Origin of the sequence: Chitinophaga niabensis (assembly GCF_900129465.1) — a bacterium.
GTDB classification, from domain to species: Bacteria; Bacteroidota; Bacteroidia; order Chitinophagales; family Chitinophagaceae; genus Chitinophaga; species Chitinophaga niabensis.
In genome coordinates this window covers 3,251,848-3,269,043 of the sequence record NZ_FSRA01000001.1, presented here as the reverse complement: position 1 = coordinate 3,269,043, position 17,196 = coordinate 3,251,848, and the positions used below count along the sequence as shown (strand labels likewise).

At 46.1% G+C, this 17,196-nt stretch carries 9 protein-coding genes; 6 read left to right on the top strand and 3 right to left on the bottom strand.

Going from position 1 to position 17,196, the window contains the following annotated elements:
- The first annotated feature begins 42 nt into the window (after positions 1–42).
- The 5 genes from BUR42_RS12910 (at position 43) to BUR42_RS12890 (ending at position 6,319) form a co-directional block, all read left to right on the top strand.
- Positions 43–3,159: a TonB-dependent receptor gene (locus BUR42_RS12910; RefSeq protein ID WP_074239628.1), complete on the top strand. Its 3,117-nt coding sequence runs from the start codon at positions 43–45 to the stop codon at positions 3,157–3,159.
- A gap of 131 nt (positions 3,160–3,290) precedes the next feature.
- The gene (locus BUR42_RS12905; RefSeq protein ID WP_143197435.1) at positions 3,291–3,641 is read left to right on the top strand and encodes a hypothetical protein; all 351 of its coding nucleotides are present in this window, start codon (positions 3,291–3,293) and stop codon (positions 3,639–3,641) included.
- A gap of 24 nt (positions 3,642–3,665) precedes the next feature.
- Complete coding sequence (locus tag BUR42_RS12900; protein WP_074239626.1) at positions 3,666–4,583, top strand: extracellular catalytic domain type 1 short-chain-length polyhydroxyalkanoate depolymerase; 918 nt, start codon at positions 3,666–3,668, stop codon at positions 4,581–4,583.
- Positions 4,580–5,566: a sensor histidine kinase gene (locus tag BUR42_RS12895; protein WP_074239625.1), complete on the top strand. Its 987-nt coding sequence runs from the start codon at positions 4,580–4,582 to the stop codon at positions 5,564–5,566. The genes BUR42_RS12900 and BUR42_RS12895 overlap by 4 nt, the downstream gene beginning before the upstream one ends.
- A 3-nt stretch (positions 5,567–5,569) precedes the next feature.
- Positions 5,570–6,319, top strand: coding sequence for a LytR/AlgR family response regulator transcription factor (locus tag BUR42_RS12890; RefSeq protein WP_074239624.1), 750 nt, complete (start codon positions 5,570–5,572; stop codon positions 6,317–6,319).
- A 91-nt stretch (positions 6,320–6,410) separates the two neighbouring features.
- On the opposite strand, the gene BUR42_RS12885 is transcribed toward BUR42_RS12890, so the two are convergent.
- The 3 genes from BUR42_RS12885 to BUR42_RS12875 form a co-directional block, all read right to left on the bottom strand.
- Positions 6,411–6,806, bottom strand: coding sequence for a hypothetical protein (locus BUR42_RS12885; RefSeq protein WP_074239623.1), 396 nt, complete (start codon positions 6,804–6,806; stop codon positions 6,411–6,413).
- A 49-nt stretch (positions 6,807–6,855) separates the two neighbouring features.
- The gene (locus tag BUR42_RS12880) at positions 6,856–9,744 is read right to left on the bottom strand and encodes a polysaccharide lyase family 8 super-sandwich domain-containing protein (RefSeq protein ID WP_074239622.1); all 2,889 of its coding nucleotides are present in this window, start codon (positions 9,742–9,744) and stop codon (positions 6,856–6,858) included.
- An 86-nt stretch (positions 9,745–9,830) separates the two neighbouring features.
- Positions 9,831–13,808: a hybrid sensor histidine kinase/response regulator transcription factor gene (locus tag BUR42_RS12875; protein ID WP_074239621.1), complete on the bottom strand. Its 3,978-nt coding sequence runs from the start codon at positions 13,806–13,808 to the stop codon at positions 9,831–9,833.
- 184 nt (positions 13,809–13,992) lie between these two features.
- Here BUR42_RS12875 and BUR42_RS12870 point away from each other — a divergent pair, with 184 nt between their 5' ends.
- Positions 13,993–17,181, top strand: coding sequence for a SusC/RagA family TonB-linked outer membrane protein (locus BUR42_RS12870; RefSeq protein ID WP_200798256.1), 3,189 nt, complete (start codon positions 13,993–13,995; stop codon positions 17,179–17,181).
- The last annotated feature ends 15 nt before the right edge of the window (positions 17,182–17,196 follow it).

Sequence of the window (17,196 nt, the reverse complement as noted above, 5' to 3'; positions counted from 1 at the left end):
CAGGTAATTTTATGCAGGTCAAATCCCTATAAAAATTACTGCATGAAAAAGATCTACACTTCAACACTGTTGATGTTTTTGTTTATTCCATTACACCTGTTTTCACAAGGGCTTATTTCCGGCCGTGTGATAGATCAGGACAACCTTAGTCTCCCCGGTGCGTCTGTTGTTATTAAAGCACTTTCCCGTAATACAGTATCTGATGTTACCGGTACATTTAAACTCCTCAACATTCCTGACGGAACACATGTAGTGACCATTTCCTACATTGGTTTCAAAACCTTTGAAAAAACAGTAACGATCACAAACGGCGCAGCTGTACAGCTGGATGCAGTGCTTGCTGCCGGCGGTAGTAAAGACCTGCAAACAGTTGTAGTAAGCGGTTCTTCTGTTTCTGCATTAAAAGCATTGAACCAGCAAAAGAATTCCAACAGGATCGTGAATGTGATCTCTGCAGATCAGATCGGCCGTTTCCCCGATCCTAATATCGGCGATGCATTAAAGCGTGTGCCCGGTATTTATGTGCAATTAGACCAGGGAGAAGCTTCCCTGGTAAGTGTAAGGGGTACAGATCCTTCCAAGAGCACGATCAATATCAATGGTACAAATATGTCCGGCACGGGAAATGACCGTTCCGTAGGTATTAACGCAGTGCCTTCAGATATGGTACAGGCGGTGGAAGTAACCAAAGCTATTACACCGGATATGGATGGTGATGCTATTGGTGGTGTGATCAACCTGATCACCCGTAAAGCGCCTTATACAAAGATGTTATCCATCACCGGCGGCACGGGTTATTCTTTCATGATCAAAAAGCCGATGGCGAATGCGAACCTGGTGTTCGGTAACCGCTATGGTAAAAAGAAACAATTCGGCGTGATGCTGTCCGGCTCTTACTATCAGCAATCCCTGGGTTCCAATATGCATGGAAGCGACTGGAGTGATACAAAATGGGTAGATGACAAAACGTACTTCATGCCCAAATACCTCAGCATGGAACAGATCCTGCTGGAACGGATCCGCCAAAGCTATACTATCGGACTGGATTATAAGTTCAATGAGAAACACAGCATAGCGCTCACAGGCATCTTCAATAATTATAAAGACTGGCGCCAGCGTTACACCTTAAAAGTAGATGATATCGGCGCAGATTATCCTACTAACTGGAAACGTGCACCCGGTTATGAAAGGGGTACGGTGAAAGGAAATAAGGTGAAGGATTCCAATAAAGATATGATAGACGATAACACGAAGGAATATTATGTAGACAGGACCAACGATCCTTTTCATCCGCAGTATGATCCTGAACTGGAGAGGCATGTGAATGGCGGTGTAAACAGTAAGAATGGTGCGGTGATTGCACAGAAGATCATTAACCTGGGCCTGGAAGGACAGCATATTTTTGGCAAGGTAAAAGTGGAATGGAAAGGTTCTTACATGAAGAACAGGGGGGATAACCCGGATGCCCGTAACCTTGAACTGGAAAGCGAAATGGAGAAAACGGTGCAGATGGATTATACCAATCCCCGTTTTATAAAAGCTGCCGGAGGTACCGGCATCGATAACGTATTGGAAAGCCTGAAAGGCAGAGCCACCAATAACAGCGATACGGTGGATACCTGGTATGCAGACAGCTACAATGGTTCCGATAAACGTTCCTATACCCAACAATATTTAGCGCAGCTGGATATAACTGTTCCATTATGGGAAGGTAAGTTTGGCAATACCCTGAAGTTTGGTGGTAAATACCGCGGCATGACCAAAGAGAATACCATCCTGAACCAGGTAGTATGGAAACCGGGTATTGATCCTACGAGGAAAGCAGAGTATGATCAGCGGATTGCAAACGGAGAAAAAGTGAGCATAGAAGATTACCGCGACTGGAGGTATTTCTGGACAGGTTATGGCAACAGCATGAAGAATGTAAGCCGTTCTCTTTTCCCTAACTCCCGTTATGAAGTGGGCAGCACCGTAACAACGGAATGGGTATCTCACCAGGATGTAAGTTATACAGGAAATACTGCGCACTTCATCAAGGATGCTACCAAAGTGGATGCCCTGGCGGGTAACTACAACGGAGCGGAAGGGATCTCTGCCGGTTACCTGATGAGCACACAGCAGCTGGGCAGCAAGCTGTCGCTGATAGGTGGGCTGCGTTTTGAATACAGCACATTAAAGTATGAAGGTTATAACTACAATAAAAAACTCGATGCGATCGATAATGAAAAGATCGTTTCCAATACCAATTCACTGGACCTGATGCCGGCCTTTCATATTAAGTACACCCCCACCAAACAATCTGTTTACCGTTTTGCTTATACCCGTACCATCTCCCGCCCGGCTTACGGAGATATTGCGCCTAAAATGAACGTGAGTATCAAAGACAAAACTGTTTCCGAGGGCAACCCTCAGCTGGCTCCTACCTTATCCAATAACCTGGACCTGCTGGGTGAATACTATACCGGAGGCACGGGCCTGATCTCAGGAGGGGTTTACCTGAAGAACATTAGTAGCTATACCGTGATCAGGAAGGACGCCGTGCCTTTTTCAAAGGTAGATGCTTTTGTGCTCACACCAGAAGAGTTAGCCGCGAAAGAAGGCGTTACACCTGCTGTACTCGCTGATTACAAAAAGTATTACGATCCTTTAAAGGCTAACAATGAATTGCTGCAAAGGACCAAACCTTCCAATGCAGGAACAGCTAACCTGGTAGGCGTGGAGATTGCTTTCCAGCGTAATCTTTCCTTTCTTCCCAAACCACTCAACCACCTGAGCGTATATGCTAACTACACGCATAACTGGATCTTTACAAAGAAGGGCGAACCTGAATTGCCGGGTACTGCAAAAGATATCCTTAACCTGTCCATCGCTTATGAAGTAAGCCGGTTCAGTATCAGGGCGTCTTTCAATAATACTTCTGCTTTCAGTACCATTACAGGCAGCCTGCCGGACCATAAAGGCGATGTTTATTATGACAAGGTATATTACCTGGATGCGAATATGAACTTCTTCGTTTTTAAGAAAATAGTGATCTATGCCAACGCTAATAACCTGCTGAACCAATCGCAACGCAGGTATATGTGGCAGCCGCAGTATACGTATTCCTCTTTGTACACAGGTGCTACTGCACAATTGGGTGTGAAGCTGAACCTCCTGTAACTGCATCCTCCTCAAAAATGAACAGCCAAACCATCCGGTTTGGCTGTTTTTATTTCAGCCTTAACCTTCTAAAAGTCAGCTTCCACTACTTTGCCCTTGTCCGCCGGTGCCGGATGGGATTTCTTTACAGCATGAAAAAGATCATCATTTTTACCACGGTGCTGTTATGCACAACCTGCACAAACCTGCTGGCACAAAAGCAGGAGGCGCTGGAAAAATACCAGGCCAATCGCGCGAAACTGAACCTTACTGAAGAACAGGAACTGAAGGTGAAAGCGGTAGATTCCGTGTATCTCCTGAGCCTGGAAGGGTTGCGGAAAGAAGGCGGCTCTAAACTTTCCAAGCTGCGGAAGTTCAAAGACATGACGGCTACGAAGGACAAACAGATGAAAGCCATACTGGATAAGGAACAGTATAAGACCTATACGGCCCAGCAGAAGGAAATGAAGGAAGCCGTGAAGAATAAACGCCGCCAGCATTAAACTATCATCCTTAATAGCGATCAAATGAAAAACTTATTCATGCAGCTGCCTGTTCTTCTTGTCATGATGTTATTTACGAACTGCGAAAAACAAACGGATGGCAGGGAGTACCGGTTTTCAGGCGCCATCACCGTGGATGGCAGAACGAGGTATTTTCTGCTGAACCTTCCTCCGGGTTATTACGAAGCGCCTGGTAAGTTTCCGCTGGTGATTGGTTTACATGGTGCTGCAGGCAGTGGTAGCCAGTTTGAGCTGGATTACCGGTTCACGCAAAAAGCCAATAATGCAAAGTTCATTGCGGTATATCCGGATGGCGTGCGAAGCGAGGGATTGCTGGGGCTGAGGTTCTGGAATGCCGGGTACTGTTGTAATTACGCCAGTGAGCATAACATCAATGATGTGAAATTCATCAGTGAGCTGATCGATAAACTGGTAAGAGATTATAAGGCAGATCCTAAAAGGGTATATGCAGCGGGCATGTCCAACGGCGGGATGATGGCTTACAGGCTGGCATGTGAGTTGCCGGATAAGATAGCGGCTATAGCGGCAGTGAGTTCCACTATGGTGCAAACACAGGCTTGCAATCCCTCCCGTGCGGTGCCGGTTATTCATCTGCATTCCGCGCTGGATACTAAAGTACCTTATTATGGGGGAGTGGGATTAGCAGATTATTATTATCCGCCGGTGGATTCTGTATTAAATGTATGGGCTTCTAAGAACAATTGCACCGCGGCGCCGCAAGTGATCAGAGATGATGCGCAGTATAGATTAACAGAGTGGCCGGCTTGCGGAAATGGTGCCCTGATGCAATGTTATCTTACAAAAGATGGGGGGCATGCCTGGCCTGGTGGCAGAAAAAGCAGGGATAAAGCAGATGAGCCGTCTACGGTGATTAATGCCAACGACCTGATATGGGATTTCTTTCAACGTTTTTCATTATGAGGTTTAAGTATAAGATACAGCTCATCCTGCTCAGTTCGCTGGCCATCACCATCCTCTTTTCCATACCAAGGCTGCCATTGCTGCGGTTTCCGCAATATGAGCTGCCGGAGTTGATTGCGCGTACTGTTTATTCTTTCCTGTTTGCCGTTCTTTTCTTTACGATCAACCTGGATAGAAGAGCAATAACGCTGGGATCTTTTACTATTGATACTAACCGTTTCTTTACATTGCTGCTACTTAATGGCGGACTGTTCTTTATTGTGGACTATTTATTGATGCGTCTGCATCTCTACCTGTTTGAACCGGCACTGATGGAGCGGTTATTCAGGTTCCTTTTCAATATCACCTTTGTATTGGAATTCCTGCTGATCATACTGATATCCTATATTTACCGGTTGGTGTTCCACAATCAGCAAATAAAGAAAACAAATGCGGAAACCAGGTATGAAGTATTGAAGAACCAGGTGAACCCTCATTTCCTGTTCAATTCATTCAATACCATTAATTCCCTGATCCTGCGGGATAAAGAAGCGGCGGTGAATTTTGTGAATAATATGTCTGATGTATTCCGTTATGCATTGGAAAGCAGGGAAACTGTAACGCTGGAAGAAGAACTGGGTATGCTGGCTGCTTATACGGCAATGCTTAACGGCAGGCATGGTGGTAAGATCATGATGGATATGGACATAGATAATGCCATGCTTTCCTATAAACTTCCCCCGATGGCTATGCAGATATTAGTGGAAAATGCCGTGAAGCATAATATTATTTCTGCCCGGCATCCTTTACACATCAGGATCTTCACCAGGGATAACGGAGCGCTGGTTGTTTCAAATGACCTGCATGAAAAGAAGGTGCGGGAACGTTCTACAGGCCTGGGGCTTTCTAATTTAAACCAGCGGTCCCAATACCTGTCTAACCGTGATATTATTATTCAACGTTTGGATAACAAGTTTATCGTAACGGTACCGTTAATACAGTAGATCATGAGGATACTCATTATTGAGGATGAAGATAATGCAGCACAGCAGTTGGAAAGCCTGATCCGCGACCTTGTTGGATCTCCTGAATTTGCAGGCGTAATAGACAATGTGGAAGAGGCGGTGGACCTCCTTGCCACAAAACCCCGCATCGATCTGATGTTCCTGGATATTAACCTGTCCGACGGCCTTTCCTTTGAGATCTTCAGGGACATCAAAGTAGATATACCGGTTATTTTCACTACGGCATATGACCAATATGCTATCCGGGCATTTGAGCTCAACAGTATCGATTATTTGCTGAAACCCATCCGCAAGGAAAAACTGCAGCAGGCATTGGATAAATACTTCCGGCTGGAGAACCGGCATACATTGGAGCAGGTAAGTAAACTACTTGTGGCGCCACCTAACTACAAACGTAATTTCCTGGTGCCCTGCAAGGATAAACTGATCCCTGTGAATGTAAATGAATTTGCCTGGTTTGAATTGAATGGGGGAGTGGTGAAAGGAATGCGGCTGGATAAAAGCATATTGATCATGGAAGAAAAAAGCCTTGAGGAACTATCAGCTGTTTTAGACCCCGGGCAGTTTTACCGTGCCAACCGGCAATACCTTGTTAGCCGGCCGGCCATCCGGGAAGTATCTTATTATTTCAACGGGAGGTTATATCTTAAGATAAACCCGGCAACGGGAGAAAAGGTACTGGTGAGCAAAGCCAAAGCAGGTGATTTCAGGCAATGGATGAATGGTTACTAATACTAAAAAAACAAGGTATACCCCCAGGTATACCTTGCTTATACTTTGAACGAACGGGTACCCTATGTGAAGAGTTTACAAGCACTAAACTTTAGTTCTTGGTAAAGGTTAAAAACTCCGCACTGCTGGCATTATCATCTGTTAATTTAATTTCATTTGTATTCACGGAAATGATCTTCCAGTCGTCTGTTAATTCGCCCAATGGTTTATTGGCATCGGATTTCACGCCAAGGTCCAGGTTGAACTTATTTGAGCTGATGTTCCACGTACCGTTTTTGGTAGTGCCGCTTTTTGAAGCGGTGGCTGTACCTGTATTACCAAAAGTAAAAGTATAGCCATTAAAGTCTGATGTTTCATTATTACCGCGTTCTGAAAAGAGGCTTACCCGCCAGGTTCCGCTTGTTGGAGCGTTCGGGTCTACAACAGGAGAATTATTGTCTCTGCTGCAGGATACAAAGAGTAGCAATACCAGGGTGAGTTTTCGCATAAAGATCGATTTTAGTTATATACGGAAACAACAGTTAATAGGTTGCCACTCAGATCTTAACAATCTTTTTCACCTGTACGCCATTGGGGCCCAGTAAATGCAGGAGGTACATACCTGGTTTAATCCCCTTGAGGCTGAAATCAAATTGTTGCCTGCCGGAAACATCTTCCTGCCGTAATAACTGGCCGGATGCGCTTCTTAATTCCGCTACCCGGTAAGTGGCGGCAGATTCTATGCGGATAAAAGCTGCTGCCGGGTTGGGGTAGATTTTAATGCCGGAGTTATCACTTTCAGCAAGCGGCATTTTGGATAAGAGGCTCGCTTCTGTAGAGCAGAGCAATACAGGGCGGAGGGAAGTGTCTCCTGTTTCGCGGGAGCTGAAAGAGGCGTCTGTTGTGCTACCTGTTCCATTGGACACAACTTTAAGGGATAATACACCGTCTGCGCTTTGCTGCGCCAATGCTATGGCAGATACATCCCATTCCACATAATTACCCGCCAGTTTGCCGGTTACGGTATCTACATTGCTGGTGGCAATGGGCATATTGTTAAAGTTAATACCCGTTTCCGTCCAGCTGTCGTTGCTCACGTATTGTGCTATCCAGGGTACGGTATTAGCGGTAGTGTTGGCATAGTTCACATAGAGGCGCAGCTTTACACGGTCTGTAGTTACGGGGATATTAGCTACGTTGAATTTAAAGAACGTTTCCCTGTTGTAGCCTACCGCATCTTTTTTGAGTACCAGTGAAGTAGCCGTTCCGTAATTAACACCGGCATACGATGTGCCGTTACGCACATAAGCATCTGCAATGGCTGGTATTACGGAAGGAGCATATACCGGGGTGGAGGCACTTACATTGTATAAGGCAGAAGCGCCTGCATTATTACCGGAAGGCAGGTTGCATACCAGGTGGCGGGCATTTGGAATGCCCGGAGTAGTGATGTATACATTCACCGGATCAGAAGACTGGGCGGGGTCTGCAATAGATAATGCTACGTTGGCGCTGCCTACATTTTTCAACATTATGGCACAGGCCCTGTCTACTGTGATGGTTACAGAATCCTTGCTGAATGTACCTGCTTTATAAAAGATCAGCTGCCATACATTCAATCCCACATGCCTTACTGCCTGCACATCCGCAGTGTTTTGCTGAATACGTACCGCGGTTGTATCATATGTTGCCATATTCTGCCCGGGCAGTACATAATAAGCATAGCTGCCATTCACAGGGCTTACCCCATGATCGAACCAGAGTTTGAAAACATTCATGGATACGGAACTGGTGCTGCCGCCGTCGTTAATGCTTTTCCAGGTACCCGTTTGTGCCTGGGAACTCAATTGCATATTACCGCCGGCAGGGAAGTAATAACCGATACCGTTATGGGATACCCATTTGAGATTGTTATTGTAACTATAACTGCCTGCGGCCAGTGTGCTTACTGACCCATTGGAAGAAACCGTTACGGCGCCGTTCAGCAAAGACTGGTCAACAGTGGTGTTAATGGCCTGTGCCGCAGTTGAATTGATATTGGCACCGAGGCAAACCACTTCGTTATCAAAAAAGAACCAGGCTTTGCGTGCCTGCGTGCTGTAATCATTGAATGCAAGGGCTGTAGCACCATATAAAGAATCAGATACGCCCCCGGAAAAAGCAGCAGTGCCGAAATTAACACCCCATGCAGTACGCAGGGGGAAGGTAGTGATCACAGGAACAGTGGTGCCAGGGATCCTTGCCCAGTCCCATACAGGGAAGATATTATGATACTCTGTGCCACTCACCGTGATATTGGTAGCACCTTCTGAGAGGTAATACCCTTTCAGGTTCTCGCCATTGCCATTTTCAGATTTGGCGGTGCGGGTAGATACATTCCGTAATCCAAAGAAATATCCGGGGCGGTGGTGAATGGTGTAATCAGAATGCCAGAATTGGGTATGGGATGGTGTAACCATATAGGAAGGTGGCTGTGTGCCGGCAATCCTGGCAATGGCCTGATCGTATTCCGCCAGGTGTGTGGAATCCATGACCTTCAGTTTATTCAAAGTGCCTGTACCACCTTGTGATAGATTGTTATTGCGGCTGATGCTTCGCCCGTTCACGCTAAAGTCGATATATTTTCCGCGCATTACTTTCAGGAAGCTATTGCGCACAAAATTACTCAGGATGGCAAGTTTAGCGCTGGATAAAGCATAGGAAGTGCCCCTGAGGTAATGGGCTACCTTTACTTCGCCTGCTACAAATACACTTCCATATCCGTATACATACAATTGCGGCCCGTGCTGCTGATAAGAGAGGTCGGGCTGGATGCCTTCCGCTGTGGTGAGCAGGATAGGGTAGAAAGCTTCTGTTACGCCGGTGTTCATTACACTGGCATTGGCGGTTAAGCAACCCCGGTAGATAAAGTGGGTGGCCACATCCAGTTTATTGGCGCCAGTCTGGTTAGCCGGAACGCCCCTGTTCATCTGGGAAATAAGGTTGCTGCGTAAAGTAGCGTTTAAAGGTTGCGGGGAAACTTCCAGCATGATCAGGACCTCGCCCAGCATCTGTGGGTTAGAGATCTGGTTATGGTACCAGTTCCAGCTCTGGGGATCTGAAGTGTCCCAGTAGGTAAGGCTGCTGGTAATGGCATTAAAGAGCGTAGTGTCGTGGTAATAACTGCTGTTGGATTTGGAGTAGGCGATCGCAAAGTTCTTAACCCGGATGAGATGCTGGTCTGCCGTGTAAGTTGTTGAACTGTAAGCGTAACTGATGTCCGGCCAGGAACCATTGGGCTGGAGTGTGGCCAGGGTACTGGTAACGCCATTGTCCAGAGTGGTAACGTTGGATGCGGTAGAGAGCACATCTGCCCTTACGCGGTCCATAATTATAGTGTATTCAGTTTGTGCCCGGAGGGTATTCCAGCAGGAAAGCAACAATAGTACAAGTAGTGTTTTCTTCATAAATCGTGGATTTTGGTGGATACAAACAAATATAACTTTCCGGAAGGGAGCGGTAGGGGGAGTAATCTAAATAAATAGGGGGAATTTTACTCTGTTTCCCGCTCTCCGGCGAATTCTGTGGGTGTTTTGCCAAACTGCTTTTTGAATTCCCTGCTGAAATATTTACGGTCTGCATAGCCCACCATGTAAGCTACCTCATATACTGTATGCTGTTTTTTGAGGATCAGGGCGGCAGCTTTTTTCAGCCGGAGGGATTTTACGAAGTCGTTTACGGACATATTGGTGAGGGCCTTTAACTTCTTATAAAGCACGGGCTGGCTCATAGCCACCTTGCGGGATAACATCTCCACCCCGAATTCCGGTTCATCCATATGTTCTTCCACCAGCTGGATCACCTTCTGAAGGAAGGCATCGTCTACCGTGTTGCTAAGTGTTTCCGGTGTTTCCGTTAATATTTGCCTGCTGAACTTTTCCCGCATCTTTTCCCTGAGCGCCAGGAGGTTGCGTACGTTCAGTTCCAGTACCCGGGTACTGAATGGTTTACTGAGGTACAGGTCTGCGCCGTTCTCCAATCCACTTACATGATCTGCCTGGGAACTTTTGGCGGTGAGCATTACCACAGGGATGTGGCTGGTGCGTTCGTCTGTTTTCAGGCGGGAGCAGAATTCCAGGCCATCCATTTCCGGCATCATCACATCGCTGATCACCAGGTCTGGGATCTGCTCTGTGGCCATGGCCAAACCCAGGGCGCCATTTTCGCTTTCCAGCACCTGGTAGTTTTGCTCAAAGGTTTCCCGGATGAGTTTCCGAAGCTCGGGATTATCTTCTACGACCAGGAGGGTGAATGGGTGATCTGCTGGTTTATTACCCAGCACTTCCGGAATGTTGCCCGGAATGTCAGTAATAGTTTCGGGTATTTCTTCTGCTGGTTTATTACCCAGCACATGCCGGGTACCCTCAAAATGTTTGTTACCCTGGATCAGGGTAACGGTAAAACAGGTCCTGTTAGCGGGTTCGCTTTCTACAGTTAAGTTGCCTTTATGGAGTTCCACAATATTCCGGGACAGCGCAAGGCCAATCCCGTACCCGGTATTTTGCACGCCGTGATCTGCCACCTGGAAGAAATTAGAGAACAGCTTGTCCAGGTACTCCGGCGCAATGCCTCTGCCATTATCTATTACACTGACGGACACGGTATCTTTCTGCTGTTCCACACTCAGGCAGATATTGCCACCGTCCGGCGTGAATTTGAATGCATTGCTCAGCAGGTTGAAGAACACTTTCTCCAGTTGCTCCCTGTCGAAATAAATAAAGAGGTGCTCCGTATTATGTACGAAGGAGGTTTTAATGTTCCGGCTGAGTGATAGTTCACGGAAGCTGGTATAGATCTCCTGGAGGAAGGGAATAAGGTCCTGCTTTTCTACATATAACTTTAAATGGTTCGTTTCTGCTTTACGGAAATCCATCAGTTCGCTCACCAGTTTCAACAGGCGGTTGGCATTATTCTTCACAGAAAATAACTGTTGCTGAACGGGATCGTCCTTTTTAAAGGTTTCGATCATCTTCTCTACCGGTGCCATTAATAACGTGAGATGCGTACGGATCTCATGAGAGATATTGGTGAAGAAGTTTAGTTTCACCTGGTGAAGTTCTTCTTCTTTCGTTAATAAAGCACGCATAAAGAAGAAGCGGGTCACCAGGAAGAAGATGGATGCGGCCAGTAATGCATAGATACAATAAGCCCACCAGGTACGCCAGAAAGGAGGCATTATCCTGATGCCTAAGCGGGCAGGTTCACTCCAGATCCCATCGTTATTAGCGCCTTTTACCAGAAAGGTATAATTGCCGGAAGGCAGATTGGTGTAGGTCACGGCGGTCACATTCGTTTCAATCCAATCTCTGTCTATCCCTTCCAGTTTATATGCATACCTGTTCTTATTACTCTTGATATAATTCAACAATGCAAATTCAATGGTGAATACTTCCTGGTTGTAATGGAACTTCAATTCTTTCGTGAATCCTATATCCTGTTTTAACAGATGATCTGCTTTGCTGATCCCTACCGGTTGATTAAATAGTTTAAGCCCGGTGAACACCATCGGGGCAGAGTAAGTATTGGCTTCAATTTTACCGGGGAAAAAACTGGTGATACCATTGTACCCGCCAAAGAAGAATTCTCCTTTACTGTCTTCCAGGAAGGAGTTATAATTGAATTCGTTGCCTGCAATACCATCGCTGGTGGTATAGGTCTGAAAGGTTTTTTTCTCCGGGTCGAATTTGATCAGGCCGTTATCCGTGCTGATCCAAAGGTTTTGTTTATCATCTTCCAGCATGCCCATGATATTATTACTGGAGAGCCCATCTTTGTCCATATACCTTGCGGTGATCTTCATCTCCTGGTCGTACTTTACCAGGCCGCCGTAATAAAGGCTGGTCCAGATGTTTCCCTTTGAGTCTTCAAAGATGGAATTGTTATAACAATCTGTGTTCACTATCTGCCGTGTATTGCCTTTTACCACAAACTGGTAAAAAGTGGAACCTATCCATAAGCGGCCCCGGGAATCTTCGTACAGGTAACGGACAGAAGACCTGGACATCTCTCCTAACAACGCCGTATCCGTGATCTCCGTGAGTTGCCTGCCATTCCGTTTGAACAGGTGTAATCCTGTATTAGTGCCTACCCAGAACCTGCCATCCGTGGTTTCCAGGATAGCGGTGGTTTCCAGGGTAAGGGTAAAAGGGTTTTGTTTATCGTAGAAGTATTGTGAAAACTTACCGTTATCGCCCAACAGGTTGAGGCCGCCGCCGTGTGTACCTATCCAGGTATTCCCGTCTTTATCGATATATACTACTTTTACCAGGTTGGAACCAAGGCTGGAAGGGTCATTTGGATTGTGTTTATAATAAGTATAAGCGCCGGTTTTCCTGTTCAGGTAATTAAGTCCGCCACCTTCAGTACCGATCCATAAGTTATGCTGCCCGTCTTCCAGGATGCTGCTGATCACATTGTTGCTGATCCCGGAATGGGAGGCGTTGCTTTGTGAAGTGGAAAAGGAGGTATTATAAGAATGGATCATGTTGATCCCGCCGAAGTAGGTACCAATCCATACAGAGCCGTTCACATCTTCAAAAAGACTGTGGATCGAGTTCTGGCTGAGGCTTTTTTTGCCGCCGGGATCATGCTGGTAAGAGATATTTGTTTTATTGACGGGGTCAATGATCGTTAGTCCTTCCTGCGTGCCCACCCAGAGTTTGCCCGCTTTGTCCCTTATGATCCTTCTTACACTATTATTAATAATATTATCTACATGGGTGAAAGTACGGGTAGCAGGTTCATAGATACAGACCCCTCCGTTCAGCATACCGATCCATAAACGTTGCTGGCTGTCCGCCGTAATGGTGGCAACATAATTTACCGGGAGGCTATTGGGATTACCTTCTTCATGGCGGAATGTTTCAAACTGAAAATCATCTCCTGAAATGATCAGCCGGGTCAGGCCATTTGTAGTGCCGATCCAGAGGTGTCCTTTCTGATCTTCATAAATGCAGCGCACATGTGTGCCGGCAATACTGTTGCCTGAGCCATCCGTTACAAAATGCCGGAAGCCATTCGCTGTTTTAAGGAACAGGCCGGAGGGGGAACCAATCCAGAGCCTTCCTTTTTTATCTTCGAAGATGGCGTAGATACTGAGGGATTTGGGCGTGATGGGGATCCTTTCAAACTGATCTTTGACCGGATCGTATTTGTTAAGCCCCTGGGAGGTACCTACCCATAAGGTTTTTTTTGAATCACAATAGAGGGTCAGTACAAGGTTGTCGTCCAGGGAGGTACTGTCCTGATGGTCCGTTTTATAGATCCTGAACCGCTGCCCGTCGTACCGGTTAAGACCATACCGGGTACCATACCACATGAATCCCCTGCCGTCCTGTGTAATAGATAATACGGAATTGTGTGACAATCCATTTTCAACGGTCAGGTAATTAAATGCGATATTTTGCCCCTTCGTCTTAGCAGAAAATAGTAAAATGGCCAGTATCAATGTAGCCCCCCAGCGATACATCATACCTAAATATATGGTTTTTTTGAGAAATAGCACAGTTTTAGTTGCTTGATAATCAGCATGATGTAAGGCGTTTAAGATATTCCCCCCATTCTTTTATGATTCTCCCCCCATGTTTGTTTGCCGGAACCACATATTTGCGATCATGTGATTCGCCAATTCTAATAATTCCACCAAAATCATTGCTATGCGATTGCCAAAAGTTGCGCAAAAACTTTCCCGTTATGCTGTAAGGTCTCTTACGGGTTCTATTGTGATGCTACTCTTTCCTGTTCTTTTATTCGCCCAGAAAAAAACCGTTACCGGAACGGTTAGCGATAATACCGGAGCACCTTTACCGGGTGTTTCGGTTGGCGTGAAGAACGAAAAGACAGGAGTGAGTACAGACGCACAAGGTAAATTTTCTTTATCTGTTTCACCGGGCGCCACGCTCGTATTTACTTACATCGGATTTGAAAAGTCGGAAATACCGGTAGGCAGCCTGGCGGTTTACAACGTCCGCCTCAAAGAAAAGGTAGGTACACTCAGCGATGTGGTGGTGGTAGGTTATGCCACCCAAAGGAGGAAGGACCTCACAGGTGCGGTGGGTAGTGTGAACATGAGTGACTTTGAAAAGGCGCCGGTTAAATCTTTTGATGAAGCACTGGCAGGAAGGGTAGCTGGTGTGGCGGTGTCCAGTAATGACGGGCAGCCGGGTTCCATTGCCAACATCGTGATCCGGGGAGCGGGTTCTATTTCCCAGGACAATGGTCCTTTATATGTAATAGACGGGTTCCCTACCGAAAATTCCAACGCCAACTCCATCAGCCCTGCGGATATTGAGTCTATCGACGTATTGAAAGATGCTTCTGCCACAGCCATTTATGGTGCAAGAGGGGGTAATGGTGTTATCCTCATCACCACCAAAAAAGGAAAGACCGGCCCTCCCGTGGTAACCTACAATGCTTACTATGGCTGGCAGCAGATCCCTGCGAAACAGGAGATGATGAATGCCTATGAATTTGTAAGGTATGTGGGTGACATCAATCCTGGTATAAGGGATTCCGTATATCTGAAGAATGGCGTTAAGCTGGAAGATTACAGGAATAAAGAGACGTTGGATATGCAGGATTACATCTACCAGACCGGTCAGAACCAGAACCACGATATTTCTGTAAGAGGTGGAAATGATAAAACAAGGTATTCTCTCTCCGGTAACTTCAATAACCAGAAAGGGATTATTATCAACGGTGGGTTTAAACGTTACCAGGGAAGGTTTACAATAGACCAGAATGTGAACGATAAGCTGAAAGTGGGTATGAATGTGAACTATGCTTATAGTGAAGCGTATGGTATCCCGGTATCTGCCACTAACTTTTATGCATCTGCCACTACTTTGTATTCTGTATGGGGTTTCCGCCCTACCACCAGTATTGCAGGAAGGGATAGTGCGGTAGACCTGCTGGAAGAGTTCTATGATCCTACCAACGAACTGGCCAATAACCAGGACTACCGGGTGAATCCATTACAGAATATCAAGAACCAGATCACCATTGCTAAGAACACAGGGCTGATCGCCAATGCTTATGCAGAGTATGCGATTACCAAAAACCTGTTGCTCCGTGTAGCTGGTGGTATTAATAATGTGAATGTAGAAACGAATATTTTCAATAACTCCAAAACCCAGTCCGGCAGTAAATGGAATGCAAATGGTGTGAATGGTGCTATCTGGAACCAGCCTAACTCCACCTGGAGAAGTGAGAACTCATTGAACTACCGGAAGAAGTTCAATAAGCACAACCTGAATGTGCTGGGTGTATTCGAAGCGCAGGGTAATAAAAGTTCCAACAGAAGATTTACCGCTACACAGATCCCTAATGAGGAACTGGGGTTGGATGGCATTGACCTTGCGCCTGCGGCAAATACCACACTGGTTTCCCAGAGCTCACGTTGGACGATGGCATCTGCGTTGGCAAGGATCAACTACGACTATGATTCCAGGTACCTGTTCACGGCATCTATCCGTGCAGATGGTTCTTCCAAATTTGCTACCGGTCACAAATGGGGATATTTCCCATCCGCTTCCGCGGCATGGCGTTTCAGCAGTGAGGAGTTCATGAAACCACTGCGTTTTGTAACTGATGCAAAGATCAGGATCGGTTATGGAGCTTCCGGTAATAACCGGGTAGCAGATTTTGCTTACCTGAGCCAGCTGCAAATGACGAGCAACCAATACTGGTATTCTACCGGTGGTCTTTTCCCTGCAATCGGTTCTGTGATCGTATCTCCTGAAAACCTTGATCTGAAATGGGAAACCAACCAGCAGACCAATATAGGGCTTGACCTTGCATTTCTCAAGAATCGCCTGAACGTTACGGTAGATGTATATAAGAGAACAACAAATGACCTGTTGCTGCAGGCAGCATTGCCTTATATGCAGGGTATTGAAAGTGCCACCGGTTTTAAGAACATCGGTAAACTGGAAAACAAAGGGCTTGAATTTACTATTGGAGGCATCATTGTTGAAAACAAAAAGTTCTCCTGGAACAGTAACTTCAACATCAGCTTCAATAAGAACAAGATCATCTCTTTAACTGAAGGGCAAACATCTATCCTGACCGGTTCCGGCACTTTCTTCAATACAACCTATTCCGGCCTGTTCCCTTACATCTCAGTGATTGGCCGCCCTATGGGTGAAATGTACGGGCTGATATTTGATGGGGTATATCAATATGCAGACTTCAACGTAATGCCTAATGGTACTTACCTGCTGAAGCCGGATATCACCACCAACGGCTCCGCCAGAACAGCTATCCGCCCGGGTGATATTAAATACAAAGATCTGAACGGAGACCTGCAGGTGAATAATTCAGACTATACGATCATTGGCAGTGGCTTACCCAAACATACAGGCGGTTTCAGTAATAACTTCACCTACAAGAACTTTGACCTGAATGTACTGTTCCAATGGTCTTATGGTAATGATATCATCAATGCCAACCGTTATGTGTTCGAAGGAGGTATTGTAAACAATCCCAATCTCAACCAGTTTGCTACTTACGCTAATCGCTGGACGCCGGAGAATCCCAGCAATACTTTGTTCCGCGCAGGTGGTATGGGTAATGCGGCTTATTCTTCCCGGGTAGTGGAAGATGGTTCTTATCTGAAATTAAGAACAGTGTCCCTGGGTTACAATGTGCCTTCTCCATTCCTGAAAAGAGCGAAGATCAAAAATATACGGGCTTATGCTTCTGCACAAAACCTGTATACCTGGACCAACTATTCCGGTAAGGATCCGGAAGTATCCGGCCGGAACGGTAACCTTACACCAGGTTTCGACTATGCCGTATACCCGCATTCACTCTCTTATGTACTGGGATTAAATGTAACCTTTTGATCAACGCAAAACTTT